Source organism: Microbacterium caowuchunii, from assembly GCF_008727755.1.
GTDB classification, from domain to species: Bacteria; Actinomycetota; Actinomycetes; order Actinomycetales; family Microbacteriaceae; genus Microbacterium; species Microbacterium caowuchunii.
Genome location: NZ_CP044231.1, coordinates 2,576,389 through 2,592,002 on the forward strand (window position 1 = coordinate 2,576,389; position 15,614 = coordinate 2,592,002).

A 15,614-nucleotide genomic window follows, 5' to 3' on the forward strand; every position below is an offset into this window, starting at 1 on the left:
TGCCGCCACGCGCAGTCTGGTGGCGCCTGTGCAGTCTCCCGGGGAAAAGGACGGACCCTCTCGAGATTCCCAGTGGGGACTGGAGAACTGGAGAGGGTCCGCGAACCGTCCCGGCGTCGCACGGCCGCACGTTTTGGGGACGTGAGCGACCGAAAGCTGCTGGGGGCAGCCCTGACGCCCAGAGTGGACGGCACCGCGAGCCTAGCGGATCTTCCACTCCCGAATACAGCACCGGATTCGGTACGCCGTCGGTGCGCGTCGACCCCGCACCCGGCCGGTTCAGCTCGCGGCGCAGATCGCCGTCGCCGGAAGCCCGGTCGGATCCACCAGCAGGGGCGTGTGGAGCAGCGACGGCTCCACCTCCGCACGGTCCGGTGCGATGAAGCGGAAGGACAGCGTGCGGGTGTCGCCGGGATGGATGTCGGTGCGCCGGGTCGAGGCGGGCTGCCCGTCGTCCTCGCCCACGGTGTGCACGACCGCTCCCCCGTCCAGCCACACGCCACCCGGGAACCATCCCGCCGGCGCCACCACGCTGACGGTCGGGGCGATGTCGCCCACGGCCGCGCCCCAGATGCCCCCGCCGGTGACGCTGACGGGCAGCGTCTCGGCGGCGCCCACCGGAAGCGCGTTGCCGAGCTCCACCGTGACGACGACCTCCTGTCGCCCGTCCGCACGGCACACCATCGCACCCACCCCGAGCCCGATCTGCAGGTACGGGGTCAGCTTCCCCCCCGTCGCGTCGTTCAGGTACACGGCGAATGCGCCCGGGCCCGCCTGCCGATGACGCAGGAGGGGGCCGGCGAGCGCCGTTCCGGCGATCACCCTCTGCTCCTCCTCGTGCGCACTCCACACCGAGATCCGGCCCTCCTCGACGGGCGTGCGAAGGGCCGAGGCGAGCTCGAGCGGATGCCCCCGCTCGAGCACCGCGCCGAGGGCGGCCGCTGCGACATCGGCGAAGGCGGCGCTCTGCTCCTGCGGGCTCAGCGTGGCGTAGGCCTGCACGAGCAGACGATCGACCACGTCCTCCGCCGCCAGCGGGCCGGACGCGGTATCCACGGGCCCCGTAACGGCGAGCATCGCCCGCAGGACGATCGGGTCGACGGAGACGACCGCATCCGGGGTCACCCCGGTCGCGCCCTGCCACCAGACCGAGGCCAGTCCCGCGCTCAGGGTGAAGTCCGCGGTCATCGACGCGTTCTGCACGAACCGTCCGATGCCGTCGCCCAGCGCGCGCTGTTCGCCGGCGCGAAGCGGGAGGAGCGGTTCGGCCGCCGGCGCGAAGTCGCTCGAGTCGCGCATCCCGGCGAGAGTCACCCTGCCGTCGTCGATGTCGAGCTGCAGGAAAGTGCCGGTGATCCCACCGCCCGTGCGCAGCTCCGCCGTGTTCTGCAGCATGACGAGGATCGTGCGCGGCCCGTCCGCGCCCAGGACGGCGGGCAGGATGCGGCTCGCCTCGGCCGTCGGCACGGTCACCTCCGCGACCTCCGTGAGCATCCTGTCGAGCAGACCGAGACCGTCCGCGATCTCGTCGACCAGCCCCGATCGATCGATGCCGGAGAGCGCGGCCTGCACCTCAGCCCGGGCACGCTCCGCGCGCTCCAGCTCGGGGGCGGCGGCGCGCACCTGAGCAGGCAGGTCCGCCAGGTCGACATCCGCCATGTCGCGTGCGGCCGCCAGGAGCGGCGAAGCGACATCGGCGCCGATCCTGGCGAGACCGGATGCGACCGCCCGGACTGCCGCCAGTTGCGCGCCCGCGCCGGGCAGCCGCTCCGCCGCCCACCAGAGAGCGTCGTCCCCCGGATCCGCCGCCTCGGCGTGCGCGACCAGCGCGTCGATGGCTGACGCGGCCGACCCGGCGTCACCGACGGTGAGCGCCGTCATCGCCCGTTCGGCGGCGGCGGATGCGGCGGCGAGCTCATCCCGCGCCCCGACCGCACGCCATCCCACGTACACCGCCGCGCCGCCCAGCCCGACAAGGAGAACGAGGGACGTGAGGACAATGAGCCGGCGCGAAAGGCGCCCGGTCACCCGCGGTGCCCGGACCGCGCGCGGCGCGCGGTCAGCAGGACGGCGCCCGCACCGGCCACCACGGCGAACCCGCCAGCGGCGACCACGGCGATCGGGATCACCGATCCGGTCTCCGGCAGCGCGGTCGCGAGCGCCGAGGACCCCGGGCCGGTGGCCTCTGCGTCCGCGCATCCCGGCGACGCCGCGGGCATCGCCAGCGGCACCGCCAGTTCCGCGTCGCCGGAGCGCACCACCGCACGGATGTCGCCGCGCGTCCACTCCGCATCCGGCCACGGCACCTCGCCGACCAGCCGTCCCCCGGTCATTTCGCCGAGGCGCACCTCCACCGCCGACTCCCCGTCGGTCATCCGGAGGGACGCCGGCAGCGGATCACCGTCGCCTTCCCTCATCAGGTCGAATGCGATCCACGTGTCACCGAGCCGGCACATCGCCTCGACCGTGGAACCGGCGAGTCCGGAATCCCTTGGCGTGACGGGTGTGTACGGATCAGCTACGGCATATGCCGCAGATGGCATGGCACACACCAGCGCCACACAGACAAGCGTCGACCGAAGAACAGTCCCCCACATATCAGCCTCCCCAAAGGCTGTCACCGGACGCATCCTCCCCAGGATCGCGTCCGTCGTTTCTCAGTTCTGCTGCGTCACGTTACCCCACATTCGCGGTATGCATTCGAACAAAATTCTGTCCCCCGTTCGGGTGACACGAATCGGTGGATTCGTGGCACGAATTGCGCCGTCGGAACCTCTAGGCGGGCCTGTTCTTTTCGGGTAGCGTCACCGATGCCGCAGCTCGGGACGCTTTGGGGAGCCCCCGGGGATCTGCGGCGAAGTGGATGGCGTGTCCGGGGATCTGGGGGATCTCCTCACGTACGTCAGGGCCCTTTGTGCGTTGCGCTTCTCGAAGCGACAGGCACAGAGGGCCCGACTCGTTTCCGGGGGCGCAAAAGGAGTCCGGATCGGCCCTTGTGCATGCGACGCCGATGTGAATAGAGTCAGCCCCACGTCAGCCGCGAAGAGCGGATCCGGAGCACCGAGGGGTCGGTATCCGGAGGCATCCCCGATGTGGGAATCGGGATCATGCGTGACGTGGGCGGTGGGGTTTCCACCGCTCGGCACTGGGGAACGCGGATCTCATCCGCACTGGGGAGGGACGGGCTTCGGTCCGTTCCTGAATCTGGGGAAAGACGTTCATGGGGACGGAACGTGGCATACGTGCGCATTCGGTGCGCCGCGATGACCGGGGACGAACAGGTCGGCACGACGTCGACGGGTCACCGTCATGATGCCGACGGTGGGCAGCCCGACTCTCGAGTCCGTGGTGACGCCGCGGCCGACGCCCGAGTTGCTGCGCAGACTGCGCGATCACAGGCGACATGCGGCGCGGCTCGCCGCGAGCGATGCGCTCGCCGTGGGCCTGAGCATGGTCGCCGTCACCGTAGCGATCGGGGCGTCGGCCGTGCCGCTGGGAGAATCCGGGCGGACGGTGCTGCCGGCGGTCGCCGCGGGCGGGCTGGTGCTCTGGATGTCGGCGCTCGCGCTGGTGCACAGCAGGGAACCGGGGATGCCGTCCGGCTGGGAGTACCGGCGGGTGGCCCGTGCTGCCGCGCTGGTGCTTGCCGTCGCAGCGGTGGGACTGCTGTTCCTGCCGTCCGCACCGGTGCGGCTGCAGGCGCTTCTCGGGGTGCCGACCGCTCTGGCGGTCCTCCTCGCCAATCGTTGGTACTGGCGGCGGTGGGCTCCCCCTCGTCACCGGCAGTCCGCGCCGCGGGCGCTCCTGGTCGGCTCACGCCATGACCTGGACGCCCTGGTGCAGACGTTCCAACGCGACGGTCGGCTCGGCTTCCACGTCGTGGGGACGACGTTGGTGGGCCCTCGCGCCCCCGAGCCGGCCGTTGGCACCGACGGAGCACCTGTCCTGGGAGCGGTCGCCGCGGCGGCCCAGGCCGCCCGGGAGCTGGGCGCGGACACCGTGATCGTCAGCGGGACTCCCGACGACCCGGACTTCATCCGCCGGCTCAGCTGGCAACTCGAAGGAACGGCCACCGATCTCATCCTCGCCTCGACCTTGACGGACGTCGCGAGCGGACGGATGTCGCTGCGCACGACGACCGGTCTCGCCCTGGTGAACGTGCGGATCCCGACCTATGCGGGCAGGCCGCACCGGGTCAAGCGCCTGATGGACGTGGGGACGGCGACCTGCGCGCTCGTGGCGATCGCACTGGTGACGCCGCTCATCGCCCTCCTCATCCGGCTCGACTCGCCGGGCCCGGTGTTCTTCCGGCAACGCCGGGTCGGACGCGACGGGCGCGAGTTCGACATCGTGAAGTTCCGCACCATGCGCGTGGGGGCGGAGAGCGAACTGGAGGGCCTGCTAGCGGTGAATGAGGGCGCCGGCGCGCTGTTCAAAGTGCGTCAGGACCCGCGGATCACCCGGGTCGGTGCCGTGCTGCGGAAGTACTCGATCGATGAGCTCCCGCAATTCTGGAACGTCCTGCGCGGCGACATGAGCGTCGTGGGACCGCGCCCTCCGCTCCCGAGCGAGGTACAGGCGTACGACGATCCGGTGTTCCGGCGGTTGTACATCCGTCCCGGGATCACCGGGCCGTGGCAGATCGGCGGGCGCAGCGATCTGAGCTGGGAACAGAGCGTGCGGCTGGATCTGCACTACGTGGAGAACTGGTCGGTCGCGAGCGACATCGGGATCATGCTGCGCACGGCCGGGGTCGTGCTGCGGGCGAAGGGGGCGTACTGATGGCCATGCGCGTGGCGACGACGCCGATCCGACTGCGGCACCGTTCCGCTCCGGTCCGACCGCCGGTCGCACCCGGGATGACGTCCCTCGGTATCCCCGCGGTCACGATCGCCGGGACGACCGTGCATCTCACCGACTCGATCGGCGCACGGGAGGCGGTGGAGGAGGCGGTCCGCACCCGGAGCGGCGCTCCGCTGGCGGTCGCATCCGTCAACCTCGACCACATCCATCATCTCGATGCGTTGCAGCAGGATCCGCTCGGCGGGAGTCCTCGGTGGCTCAATCTCATCGACGGCGCGCCGATCGCCGCGCAGACCCGGCGGATGACGGGCACGGCATGGCCGCGGCTGGCCGGCAGCGATCTGATCACCGGCATCCTCGACGACGCGGCGGCAGGTGGGGCCTGCGTCGCCGTGGTCGGCGGGTCGCCCGACGTGAGCCAGGCCCTGGCTCGGCGATTCGCGGCCGATTGGCCGTCCCTGCGATTCGCAGGACATTGGACTCCGGCACGCGAGGAGATCTCCTCGCCTGAATCATCGCTCGCTGTGGCGGCGCAGATTCGCGCGGCGAGGGCGGACATCGTCATCGTGTGCCTGGGAAAGCCCCGGCAGGAGAAGTGGATCGACGGATACGGGGAGGCGACGGGCGCGGGCGCCCTGCTCGCCTTCGGCGCGGTCGTCGACTTCCTGGCCGGTCGGGTCTCGCGGGCACCCCGGTGGGTGTCCGACGCGGGACTCGAATGGATGTGGCGACTCATGCTCGAGCCAAGACGCCTCGCAAGGCGGTACCTCATCGAGGGACCCCCGGCTTACGTAGCCGTGCGCCGGTCGTCGCTCCCCCACAGGGCATGAGGCGTCACCCGCGCGCGGGCACGGTCGGACGCTCCCCCCGTCCGGCCGTGTCCGCCCTGTGGCGCGAGGATAGCCGGTGACCTGGGGCATGCGTTCCCGGTGCGCCTCGCCCGTCCAGGTCGGGTCGGCGAATCGCCTCGTCCTGGTGTCTTCGCCGGGTATGGCGCGCCAGGACGCACCAGGCCAGGAGCGCATACGCCGCCAGAGCGATCAGCATCCACCGTCGCTCGCGCATCAGGTCGCTGTGACAGACGCACGCCGCCACGGCGAGAGGAAGGACGGATGATGCGCCACGATCCTCGTTTCGTGACGGAGGGGCCCGCCGACGTGGCCGTGATCATCGTGACCTTCGACAGCGCCGACGATCTCGGGACTCTGCTCGGATCGCTCCGGGTCGAGGCCGCCCGGAACCGCCTGCGCGTCGTGGTCGCCGACAACGACTCCACGGACGACACGCTACGCGTTGCGCGGAAGCACGAGGATGTCATCGTCGTGGAGACGGGCGGGAACCTCGGTTACGCGGGCGCGATCAACGCCGCGGTGCGGCTCGCCGGCGACGTCGAGGCTCTCCTGATCCTCAATCCGGATCTCGAGGTACTGCCCGGATGCGTGACCGCGTTGCGGGACCGCCAACGCACGACCGGTGCCGGAGTCGTCGTCCCCGGGGTCCTCGATTCGGACGACAACCTGACGTGCTCTCTGAGGTCCGAGCCCTCGTTGCTCGCAGCCCTCGGCGACGCCGCCTTCGGAGAGCGCTTCCGGTGGCGCTCGAAGGCACTCAGCGAGACCGTCTATGCCCCGACGATGTACGCGTACGCGCATCCCATCGACTGGGCGACCGGCGCCGCGCTGCTGATCGGCATGTCCACGGCGCAAGCCGTCGGAGCGTGGGACGAGCGATTCTTCCTCTACTCGGAGGAGACGGACTACTTCCGCCGGGTCCGCGACGCCGGGTACGTGGCCTGGTACGAGCCCAAGGCCGTGGTCCGCCACGCGCAGGGCGGGTCGGGATCGTCGCCCGCCCTCGATCAGCTCCTCGCCGTGAACCGCATCCGTTACGCACGCAAGCACCGCACCGCACCCGGCGCCGCCATGTATCACGCAGTCGTGATCCTGCACGCGCTGGTGCGCGCCGGAAAACGGCGTTACCGGGGCATCCTACGGACGGTGGCACGGGAATCGGGTTGGCGGGCACTGCCGCACGCCTCCGGCGGCGGACCGACCCGCACCGTCGCCGCGGAGGTCTCGTCGTGAACGTGTCCGACCGGGACGTGTCCCTGGTGACGGTGAGCTATCGGGGGGACCTCGAGCTCGCCCAGTCCCTCTGCAGGAGCGTCGATGCCTACCTGGACGATGACGTGGAACACATCCTCATCGTCTCGCGAGCCGATGCGGGGCTGTTCGAGCCGCTCTGCTCCGAGCGGCGACGGATCGTGCTCGTCGAGGACGTCCTCCCCTCCGGGTATGTCCGGATCCCCGCACCCCAGGAGCTCCGGATCGGCGGATTCCGCCGGCGCGTCAGGGAGCTGTGGAAGACGCCACGGGGAGTCGCGCGCGGCTGGATCATCCAGCAGATCGTCAAGCTCTCGGCGCCGTCCTACTCGGAACGGGACACCATCGTCTTCGCCGACAGCGACATCGAGCTGCTGCGCGCCCTCCCCGCGTCACGTCTGCTCGTCGGCGGCCGCACTCGCCTCTACCGGGTACCCGGGGCGACCACGGACAGCCCGGACCACGTCCGCTGGCACCGCTCCGCGGAGCGGTTGCTGGGCATGCCGGACGCCGGGCACCTGGGCTCGGACTACATCGGGAACCTCATCACCTGGCGCACGGATGTCCTCCGAGCCCTGCAGGCGCGACTGACCGAGGTCGCGCATCGGCGATGGGACGTCGCGATCGCCGGCCAGAAGGCCTTCTCGGAGTACGTCCTGTACGGGGCGTTCGCCGAGCACGTCCTCGGAGAGGAGGCCTCCGGTCATACGTTCACCGACGAGGACCTCATCCACGCGGGGTGGTTCTACGACCTCACCGCACCGGAGGGCATCGATGCTTTCCGTTCGGGGATGCTTCCTCAGCACGTCGGGGTCGCGATCCAGTCGACCGAGGGTTTCACGCTGGAGGGCCGCCGCGAACTCATCGACAGCATCCGTGAGAAGGGCCTCACCGTTCCTGATCCAGCACGTGCCGGAGCGGAGCGAGCGCCTCGACCTGGACCGGGAACCCCCCTCCTTCGACCACCCACCGGGTGACGAGCAGCATCCTGGCGGCGTAGTCCTGCTCCGTCAGGCCGGCGTCGCGCAGGAACTGCGCCCCCGACCCCGTTCGCGCGCGAGGCGTCCGTGCCGCAGCAGCGATGACCGCTGCCAGCGAGGTCGCGTCCCCGGCCTCATAGAGGTGCACACCGCCATCCAGGTAGGAGCGGATGCCGCCCACGTCCGTCGTGACCAGCGGGACGTCGAAGGCCTGGGCCTCGACCGCCACCGTGCAGCCGGACGCGTGCAGGTTCGGCTTCAGCGGGAGGACGACGAGATCCGCACGGGCGTACATCCGGTAGGACTCCTCGAGCGACCCCGCCGGGGTCACGGCGAGATTGGGCGGAAGGTCCGAGGGGAAGCGGCGGCTGAGCGTGGCGACGCGGAACCGGAGATCCGGGAGGAGCCGGGCCGCCGCGACGAGAGTCTCCCAATCCCGGTCGCGATCACTCCCGATCGCCAGCACGTACGTCTCGGCCCCGTCGACCGGGTCCTCCCGGATTCGTGCTGCGACGGATTCGTTGATGGCTGCACCGAACGGCAGGAAGTACACCTCCTGCGTCCCGCGCACCTCCCGGGCATGATCGCGGTTGTACTCGCTCAGGGTGATCTCCACCGCCGCTCGATCGAGCAGTCGCAGGTGCGCCCGACGCCGGGCGCTCGACCGGGACCCCCAGTCGTCCCACAGCCAGACGGACTGCGCGATGACGCGCGTCCGGCGATTGCGCAGGAGCTGAAGCAGCGCGAGCGCTGCCAGCGCTTCGTTCTCGGTGTGCGTCCAGACCACGTCCGCCTCGTTCAGCGCCGCTCTGTTGCGCCACGCGTGAACGAGGTCGAACCCGAGCAGGCGGTACACCGCGCGGCGCAGGCGGCGCCCGATGCCGGACTCATCGCGGTCGGTGGACCACGACATCCGGACGGCATCGGATGCGGCGGCGTATCCGTATGGCGACGGGGAGTTGCGGGTCGACCGGCCACCCGCCCAGGACTCGAGGGAGAGCCCTTGCTCCAGGAAGACGAAGACCGCGACCACGCGGGTGCCCTGCATCGTCATCGGCGTTCCCGTCCGACCAGGCGCCGGCTCTCGGCCAGAGCCATGTCCGAGACGACGATGCGGCGCAGGGCCGCCGACAGACCGATCAGCAGGAAGAACACGCCCGCCGCGATCGGAAAGCTGATCCCGTCGAAGAGGAACAGCACCACGGCCATCGCGACCAGGCCGGATGCCACCGCCCCTGAGAGGATCCGGGTGTCGGCGAAGGGGGTGCCCTGCCCTGCACTGACGGCGCTCCACACGGCGCTCACGATCAGGCCGAGAAGCGCCAGCACGCCGGCCACTCCTATCTCGATCAGCAGTCCCGCCCACTGGTTGTCGAATACGTAGTACCTCGACGTGAAGGTTCCCCATCCCTGCCCGATCAGCGGCGAGGAGGCCAGGAAGTCCGGGATCCGCTCGAGTGCCCCGGTCCGGGACTGCGTGCTCGAGTCCTCCGCGACGCCGACGAAAAGCGTCACCGTGGCACTCCACATACCCGGCACGAGAGCGACGACGGCGACGGCCGCGCCGACAGCGCCCACAGCCCCCACCGCGCGGTAGCCCCGCGGCATCCACGGCAGGAACATCGCCATCGCCACGACGACGCCGATGATGGCCGACCGTGAGACCGAGATCAGGCAGACGAACAGCATCAGGATCACGATGCCCCACCAGAGCCACGGCTTCGAGTGATGCCGCGTCAGCCCGCCGGTGATCGCCACGGCGAGAGCGACCGGCAGCACAGTCACCAGCGCGGCGACGAACTCGAGCGGATGCGTCGCCGTCCCGGCCGCCCGGATGAATTGCCCTCGACTGTCGATACCGCCCCAGTCATACGACAGACCTGGAACAGAACCCACCCATTCGAGCAGGCTCGATCCCATAAGGAACTGAGCGACTCCGAGGACTGCCATGCACCCCGTGGCGATCACCAGCACGCGGACGATCCGCACGACGTCGTTGTGCGTGCGGACTCCATCCATGGTCACCAGGACCACCCCGCACCACGACCCGAACCGGATGATCGCGGTCAGTGCGGGACTGACCTGCTCCGCCGGCTGTCCACGCAGCAGCGCCGCGGCGAAGCTGAGCAGGACGATGACGGCGAGCGCTCCAAGCGCCCACCGGACCGGCTGCATCGGCGGCGGGACATCCTCCCCCTGGCGCTGCAGGTGGCTGAGCACCCACCAGACCAGGAGCATGAGCGCCCAGAGCATCGCCGGGCGGCCGAGCCCGCCCATCCCGGCGATGGCGATGTTGGACGGAACGGCGAACAGCAGCACCACGTAGACGATCAACAGCGCGGGCGCGGTGAACCGGCGCGGCCGGCCCAGCCCACGGTGCTCCTGGGCGGCGACCGGCGCCGTGCCGGCGTCAGGGGCGATCATCGACGCGCCCCGCCGGTTCCGGGACGCGCTGACGCGTCGTGGCCTCCGACGACCGGGAGTCGGGGCGTGGGCGCTCGTGACGGTCCTCGTCCGCCCACATCGGCGCCCACTCGTCGCCGCGTTCATCGCCGAGCAGCCGCGGATCGTCGTCGTCACCGTCCGCGTCCTGGTCCGGATCGTCCTCCGGTGCCAAAGTTCCGGAGGGCTCCTCCCCCTTTCCACGACGGGGCCGACGGCGACGGATGAGGACGCCGTCGATCACGCTCGCCAGGATCAGTGTGACCAGGGCGACGCCGAGTCCTATCGTCCCGGTCGCCACGAGTCGGGAGCGTTGCAGGATCTCACTCTCCTGAGCCACCGCGATGGTGGTCATGGTCACCCGGTCCGCGGGGCGGACGCCCTGCTCCGCCTGCAACTGGTCCAGCGTGACCACGGCCTGCTCCGCCACGGCATCGAGGATGTCCACGGCCGCGCGCTCGCTCGTGGCACGGACCGTGACGACCATCAGCGGACCTGTCCCGGACGCATCGCGCGCGATGTCGATCTCGGCGCCGTCCTCGCGGTAGGCCTGCACCAGCCCCTCACCGCCCACCGCCCGGGTGACGACGTCGGCCACCGGGCCGAGCCCTCCCATATAGAGGTACTGATTCGTGGCTCCTTCCGGCAGCACCCCCTGGCCCGGCAGCAGGAGCAGGGAGGCGGACCGCTCATAGTCCGGCGGCGTGTCGATCCACACGAAGATGCTCGCGGCAGCGGCGAGCACGAGGCCCGGCACGACGATGTACCACCGGCGGATCAGTCCGCGCAGCGCATCCAGAAGGTTCACGATGTCCTACTTCCTGCTTCGATGTCTTCGGTCGGTGCGTGCACGACCCGGCGGGTCGGCGGACGGCGCCGGTCGAGCGCCCACGCGGCCGCTCCTGCTGTCAGCACACCCGCGATCGCCATGGCGAGGATGGCGGCGAGGCCGGCCGTGCGTGAGGGGCTGACGTACTCGATGGCCGTGGTCAGCGGTTCGACGTGCGCGTCTATCCGGTCGCCCTCCGGAACGCCGGCGGCGGCCTGCTCCGAGGCGGTTATCCCGATGATCTTGGTCACCAGGTCGTCCTGACGCTCCCGCACCCACTGCTCCGTGCGACCGACGATCTGCACCTCGATCACGGCCGACTCGATCCGCGAGCTCCACTGACTCCCGTCGCTGCGCACCGCGACGACGACCGCCTCGCGCAATCCCGCCCCGTAGAGCGGCGCGTCGGCGTGCGAGTAGTACCGACCGATGGCGCGTCCACCCGACGCCTGCGTCGCGATCGTCTGCGCGAAGGTGATCACGCTCCACGAGTCGCTCCCGTTGTAGGGGGTGACGGTGCCTGCCCCTGGCATGGTGAACATCACGATGGTCCTCGAGTGGTGGATCCCGCCGTCGCGCGCCAGGCCCACCGTCGCCGCACCGGTCAGGGCCAGGATCAGAACGACCACGTACCAACGGCGCCGGAGCATCCGCAGCACATCCCGGAGGGTCATCTCGTCCGCCTCCCCGGCGGCACCGGCACGGCGCTCATGGGATGAGCCGTCCGTAGACCGCGGCGAGATCCTCGCGCAGTCCGGCGAGGGTGTATCGGGACCGCACCGCGGCGGAGGCGCGCAGGCCGGCCTCGGCGAGCTCGTGCGCCGGGGTGGAGACCGCTCTTTCGAGCTCGGAGACCAGCTCGATCGTCGAGGAGACCGGTGAGCAGTAGTCGGGGTCGAAGAACTCCCTGCCCCCACCGCCGTGGTACCCGACGACGTATGCCCCGCAGGCCATCGCCTCCGCCGGGGGGAGCCCGAATCCGTCCCGGTCGCTGAGGCTCAGGAACACCGCCGCGCTCCGCAGCTCATCGGCCATCTGGACCTCGGAGAGCCCGATGAGGGGACGGAGCTCCCCCGCGAGTCCGCGGGACCGCAAGACGTGCAGCAGCTGATGACGCTCCGCTGGGCGCCGGGTCGGTACGTAGGCGATCCCGTGCCGCTTCTGCCCGGCACCCGGGTGGAACACGGTGGCGTCTATCACCGGTCGGGCGATGGCGATGGGCGCCTCCGGGAAGGAGAGGGCGAGCAGCTCCGCGCTGTCTTCGGAGACCGTCATGATCCCCTCGAAGCGCGCGAGGTCGCGGTACGGAGAGCCGCTTCGCGATCCGCCGTAGTCGAGGGCGTCGAAGGTGATGTACCCGCCCTGGTTGAACACGAGGACCCGGACGCCGGGATTCACATCCCTCATGGCGGGGCCGTAGACCTCCGGGACGACGAGGATGTCGTTCTCGCGGAAACGGAGCGTGCGCGTGGACTCCACGCGGGTCGAGCTGCCGAACCAGTCCGGGTGGAAGCCGTCGCGGGCGTGCAGCACGGCCGCGGAGACGCCCAGCCCGTTCAGCTGGTCGACGTGCCGGTACGCCATCCGCACCCCGCCATGGGGTTTGGCGGCGTGCGGCACGAGATAGTGGACCGTGGGTGATCCGGCCGCCGGCAGCACGTGGATATCAGGCAGCCGGCGCCACCGCCGGTCCACCCGTGCCCGGTACCGCTGCGCGCCGGCGTGGAGGATTCGGGTGACCGCGCTCATCGCCCCGCCCCTCGGCTCGGCACGGGTGCGGCGGCGACCTCCGTGGGCGACCCCAGTGCGCCGAGGATCCGCGCCGCCACGTGACGCCAGGTCTCCTCTTCCGCGGCCGCGGAAGCGAGTGCGCCCCGGCGAGCGGCCTCGGCGGGCTCGGCCAACGCGGTCATCGCACGGAGGATGGCGACCTCGTCCGTCGGCGCGACGGCGATCGCCGCTTCGCCCAGGAGCTCCCCGGCTCCGCCCGCTGTCGTCGCGATCACCGGCATCCCGGCCGAGGCGGCCTCCAGGTAGGCGATCGGCGACGGGTCGAATCTGCTCGGCAGCACGAACACCGTGGCACGCGCGAGCAGGTCGTCGAGGACGCGTTGGGCTTGCGGATCGTCGCGGGCCAGCAGCCCGTGATCCACCACTCCGGGCCGGTCGACCCGGCTGTGCCGGCCCACCAGGTGGAGCGTCGCTTGTGGGACGTCCTCGCGCAGGCGGGAGAACGCGCGCAGCACCGCGTCGCCGTTCTTGCGTTCCCAGTCGATACCGACGAACAGGTATGTCGGCGTGGACCAGTCCCGTTCCCGATGGACGGCGGGCCGGCGCGGCCGATGCCCCATCCCCACCACAGCGATCCGCTCCGGCGGGACGCCGTAGTCTCCGGTGAAGGCACGGCCGGCCCACGCCGTGCTCACACAGCAGACGGTGGCTGCCCGGCTCGACTCACGCTGCGTGGCGATCCACCGGCGCACGTGCTCGGGGCGGAACCCTGCACGGCTGGTATCGGAGTCGGGATGCGCCCACATCGCCGCCAAGGTCGCATCGTCGTAGGTGGCGACCGGCGCGGGGAGACGCAACCGGTCCAGCCGGTAGCAGTCGGTTCCGACGGCGACGATCGCATCCACCGGCCCGAGCCGGTCGAGCTGCCGCTGGAAGGAGCTGCGTCGCAGTTCCATCTTCAGCGCGCTGCGCTCGGCCGCCGTGATGGAGGACGTCGCGAGCATGGACAGAAGGTGGGCGGTTCTGCGGACGAGGCCGTTCACCCCGTAGCCCACCTCGTGGACCTCCGCGCCGAGTTCCCGCAGCCCGGTGATGAGCCCGAGCGGTGTCCCCGACCAGTCGCGTGCGGTTATGGGGCCGCGCGAAGGATGCAGGAGGACCACACGAGGGGCCCGTGCCGCTTCCCCGACCCCGGGAGCAACGCCCTCGCGCCGGTATCGACCGCTCATCCCTGGCCCTCCCGTCGTGCAGCCGACCTGCGCAGCAGGCCGACCGTCAGCGCGATGATCTCCCGGTAGAGGGCCGGCTGGGTCAGACGCACCAGCGCCACATACGCCCCGAGGAGCACGATTCCGGTCACGGCGATCTGGATCGCCTCGGGCAGGGCCGCGCAGATCAGGAAGGCGGCGACCGCCACCGCCGACGCGAACGCTCCGGCGGGAAGGCTCCGCAGGACGGGGGCGGCGATCCGCCGCACCGGCGTCCGGGTGAGACGCGCGACCAGGACCCATCTGGTCGCCGTCGCGACGCAGCAGACGATCACGAAGCCGACCGTGACGGCGACCAGGCCGAACTGCACGGCGACCAGCGTCGCGAGCACCGTCAGCAGGTCGATGACCAGCGCATAGGCGAGCCACCGGCCGGGCTTGCCCGCGCCGATGAACAGTCCCTGGTCGAGCAGGGCGCTCACCGTGAGGATGCCCGCCACCGCGAGGATCTGTGCCGGCACGACGCTCGTCTCCCACCCCGGACCGAAGACGAACGGGACGAGGGCGGGCGCCGCCACGGCGATGAAGGCCATGACCGGCATCACCACGGCGAAGCTGACCGACTGGGATCGCACGTAACCGGAGCGGAGCCGTTCCGGTTCGGCGCGTACCTTGGCGAACACGACGGTCGAGACGGGGGTGATGGCCGCAGCCGACAGGTCTTGGCTCACCTGGATCAGGCGCTGCGCGATGTTGAGATACCCGAGCCCGGTCGCTCCCAGGGTGATCGTGATCAGCCACACCTCGATCCAGCTGCGCACGATGGCGACCAGGTCCACCCCGACGACCTTGATCCCGAACCCCGCCATGGCGCCCAGATCGCGCAGCGAGAAACGAAGACCGGGCACCCAGCGTCCCCACGCCCAGGCCAGGAGCGCCGCGACGAGCTGTGAGACGAGCAACTGCGCGACGAGCGCGTAGACGCCCCAGCCCACGAAGGCGCCCACGATCGCGACGATCTGAGCGAGCAGCCCCGCTGCGGTCGCCTGCACGGACAGGAGGCGGAAGCGCATGTTCCTTCTCAGCAGCGCGATGGGGACCGAGGCGAGACCCGCGATGAAGGCGGCCGGAGCCACCGCGGCGAGCACGGTGGCCGCCTCGGGCGTCCTGAGCACAGCCGCCACGAGCGGAGCCGACGCGACCATCGCCCCGGTCAGTACCAGACCGGCTCCGCTGGAGTACCAGAAAGCCGTGCTGAGCTTGCGCTGGTCCAGGTCGTCCGCCTGCACGATGTAGGACACGAAGCCGAAATCGGAGATGAGATAGAGGAACGGGATGACGGTCATAGCGATCGCGACGAGTCCGAAGTCCTCGGGCGTCAGCATCCGCGCCAGGATCGCGACCGTCGCGAAGCCTCCGATGCGGACGACCCATTTCTGCGCCGACGTCCACATCACCGCGCGTGCGGACTGCGTCGCGAGCCCCGGCGGAGGGGAGCCTCCTGCGTCGCTCATCGTGG

Annotated in this window: 13 protein-coding genes; 4 read left to right on the forward strand and 9 right to left on the reverse strand. The window is 70.7% G+C overall.

The window, feature by feature from the left end:
- Positions 1–279: 279 nt before the first annotated feature.
- Entirely contained in the window at positions 280–2,028 is a 1,749-nt protein-coding gene (locus F6J84_RS12280) for a DUF4012 domain-containing protein (protein ID WP_238702483.1), read from the reverse strand.
- Positions 2,025–2,417 (reverse strand): hypothetical protein, encoded by a 393-nt coding sequence (locus F6J84_RS15715; RefSeq protein ID WP_238702484.1) that lies wholly within the window; start codon positions 2,415–2,417, stop codon positions 2,025–2,027. Before F6J84_RS15715 ends, F6J84_RS12280 begins: the two co-directional genes overlap by 4 nt.
- A gap of 895 nt (positions 2,418–3,312) precedes the next feature.
- On the opposite strand from F6J84_RS15715, the gene F6J84_RS12285 reads away from it, so the two are divergent.
- From F6J84_RS12285 to F6J84_RS12300, 4 genes are all read left to right on the forward strand, one after another.
- Positions 3,313–4,782, forward strand: a complete 1,470-nt coding sequence (locus F6J84_RS12285) for a sugar transferase (RefSeq protein WP_150974808.1) — start codon at positions 3,313–3,315, stop codon at positions 4,780–4,782.
- On the forward strand, positions 4,782–5,633 hold the full coding sequence (locus tag F6J84_RS12290; RefSeq protein WP_150974125.1) for a WecB/TagA/CpsF family glycosyltransferase: 852 nt from the start codon (positions 4,782–4,784) through the stop codon (positions 5,631–5,633). Before F6J84_RS12285 ends, F6J84_RS12290 begins: the two co-directional genes overlap by 1 nt.
- Before the next feature lie 282 nt (positions 5,634–5,915).
- Complete coding sequence (locus F6J84_RS12295; RefSeq protein WP_150974126.1) at positions 5,916–6,887, forward strand: glycosyltransferase family 2 protein; 972 nt, start codon at positions 5,916–5,918, stop codon at positions 6,885–6,887.
- The gene (locus tag F6J84_RS12300) at positions 6,884–7,882 is read left to right on the forward strand and encodes a DUF6492 family protein (protein ID WP_150974127.1); all 999 of its coding nucleotides are present in this window, start codon (positions 6,884–6,886) and stop codon (positions 7,880–7,882) included. The genes F6J84_RS12295 and F6J84_RS12300 overlap by 4 nt, the downstream gene beginning before the upstream one ends.
- Here the strand turns inward: F6J84_RS12300 and F6J84_RS12305 are convergent.
- The 7 genes from F6J84_RS12305 to F6J84_RS12330 are packed head-to-tail and all read right to left on the reverse strand — an operon-like array spanning position 7,794 to position 15,609.
- Positions 7,794–8,939, reverse strand: coding sequence for a glycosyltransferase (locus tag F6J84_RS12305; RefSeq protein ID WP_191905659.1), 1,146 nt, complete (start codon positions 8,937–8,939; stop codon positions 7,794–7,796). The two genes, F6J84_RS12300 and F6J84_RS12305, sit on opposite strands and share 89 nt — an antisense overlap.
- Entirely contained in the window at positions 8,936–10,309 is a 1,374-nt protein-coding gene (locus tag F6J84_RS12310; protein ID WP_191905660.1) for an O-antigen ligase family protein, read from the reverse strand. The genes F6J84_RS12305 and F6J84_RS12310 overlap by 4 nt, the downstream gene beginning before the upstream one ends.
- Positions 10,296–11,135: a YveK family protein gene (locus F6J84_RS15545; protein ID WP_191905661.1), complete on the reverse strand. Its 840-nt coding sequence runs from the start codon at positions 11,133–11,135 to the stop codon at positions 10,296–10,298. The genes F6J84_RS12310 and F6J84_RS15545 overlap by 14 nt, the downstream gene beginning before the upstream one ends.
- Positions 11,132–11,830: a hypothetical protein gene (locus F6J84_RS12315; RefSeq protein WP_150974130.1), complete on the reverse strand. Its 699-nt coding sequence runs from the start codon at positions 11,828–11,830 to the stop codon at positions 11,132–11,134. The genes F6J84_RS15545 and F6J84_RS12315 overlap by 4 nt, the downstream gene beginning before the upstream one ends.
- 34 nt (positions 11,831–11,864) lie before the next feature.
- On the reverse strand, positions 11,865–12,905 hold the full coding sequence (locus F6J84_RS12320; RefSeq protein WP_150974131.1) for a glycosyltransferase: 1,041 nt from the start codon (positions 12,903–12,905) through the stop codon (positions 11,865–11,867).
- Positions 12,902–14,116, reverse strand: coding sequence for a glycosyltransferase family 4 protein (locus F6J84_RS12325; RefSeq protein WP_191905662.1), 1,215 nt, complete (start codon positions 14,114–14,116; stop codon positions 12,902–12,904). The genes F6J84_RS12320 and F6J84_RS12325 overlap by 4 nt, the downstream gene beginning before the upstream one ends.
- Positions 14,113–15,609: a lipopolysaccharide biosynthesis protein gene (locus tag F6J84_RS12330; protein ID WP_191905663.1), complete on the reverse strand. Its 1,497-nt coding sequence runs from the start codon at positions 15,607–15,609 to the stop codon at positions 14,113–14,115. The genes F6J84_RS12325 and F6J84_RS12330 overlap by 4 nt, the downstream gene beginning before the upstream one ends.
- Positions 15,610–15,614: the final 5 nt, after the last annotated feature.

Bases quoted from the DNA above. Each gene is read 5' to 3' on its own strand.
- F6J84_RS12325 (WP_191905662.1), bottom strand. From the start codon at position 14,116: ATGAGCGGTCGATACCGGCGCGAGGGCGTTGCTCCCGGGGTCGGGGAA.
- F6J84_RS12305 (WP_191905659.1), bottom strand. From the start codon at position 8,939: ATGACGATGCAGGGCACCCGCGTGGTCGCGGTCTTCGTCTTCCTGGAG.
- F6J84_RS15715 (WP_238702484.1), bottom strand. From the start codon at position 2,417: ATGAGGGAAGGCGACGGTGATCCGCTGCCGGCGTCCCTCCGGATGACC.
- F6J84_RS12315 (WP_150974130.1), bottom strand. From the start codon at position 11,830: ATGACCCTCCGGGATGTGCTGCGGATGCTCCGGCGCCGTTGGTACGTG.
- F6J84_RS12290 (WP_150974125.1), top strand. From the start codon at position 4,782: ATGGCCATGCGCGTGGCGACGACGCCGATCCGACTGCGGCACCGTTCC.
- F6J84_RS12310 (WP_191905660.1), bottom strand. From the start codon at position 10,309: ATGATCGCCCCTGACGCCGGCACGGCGCCGGTCGCCGCCCAGGAGCAC.
- F6J84_RS12320 (WP_150974131.1), bottom strand. From the start codon at position 12,905: ATGAGCGCGGTCACCCGAATCCTCCACGCCGGCGCGCAGCGGTACCGG.
- F6J84_RS12295 (WP_150974126.1), top strand. From the start codon at position 5,916: ATGATGCGCCACGATCCTCGTTTCGTGACGGAGGGGCCCGCCGACGTG.
- F6J84_RS12285 (WP_150974808.1), top strand. From the start codon at position 3,313: ATGCCGACGGTGGGCAGCCCGACTCTCGAGTCCGTGGTGACGCCGCGG.
- F6J84_RS12330 (WP_191905663.1), bottom strand. From the start codon at position 15,609: ATGAGCGACGCAGGAGGCTCCCCTCCGCCGGGGCTCGCGACGCAGTCC.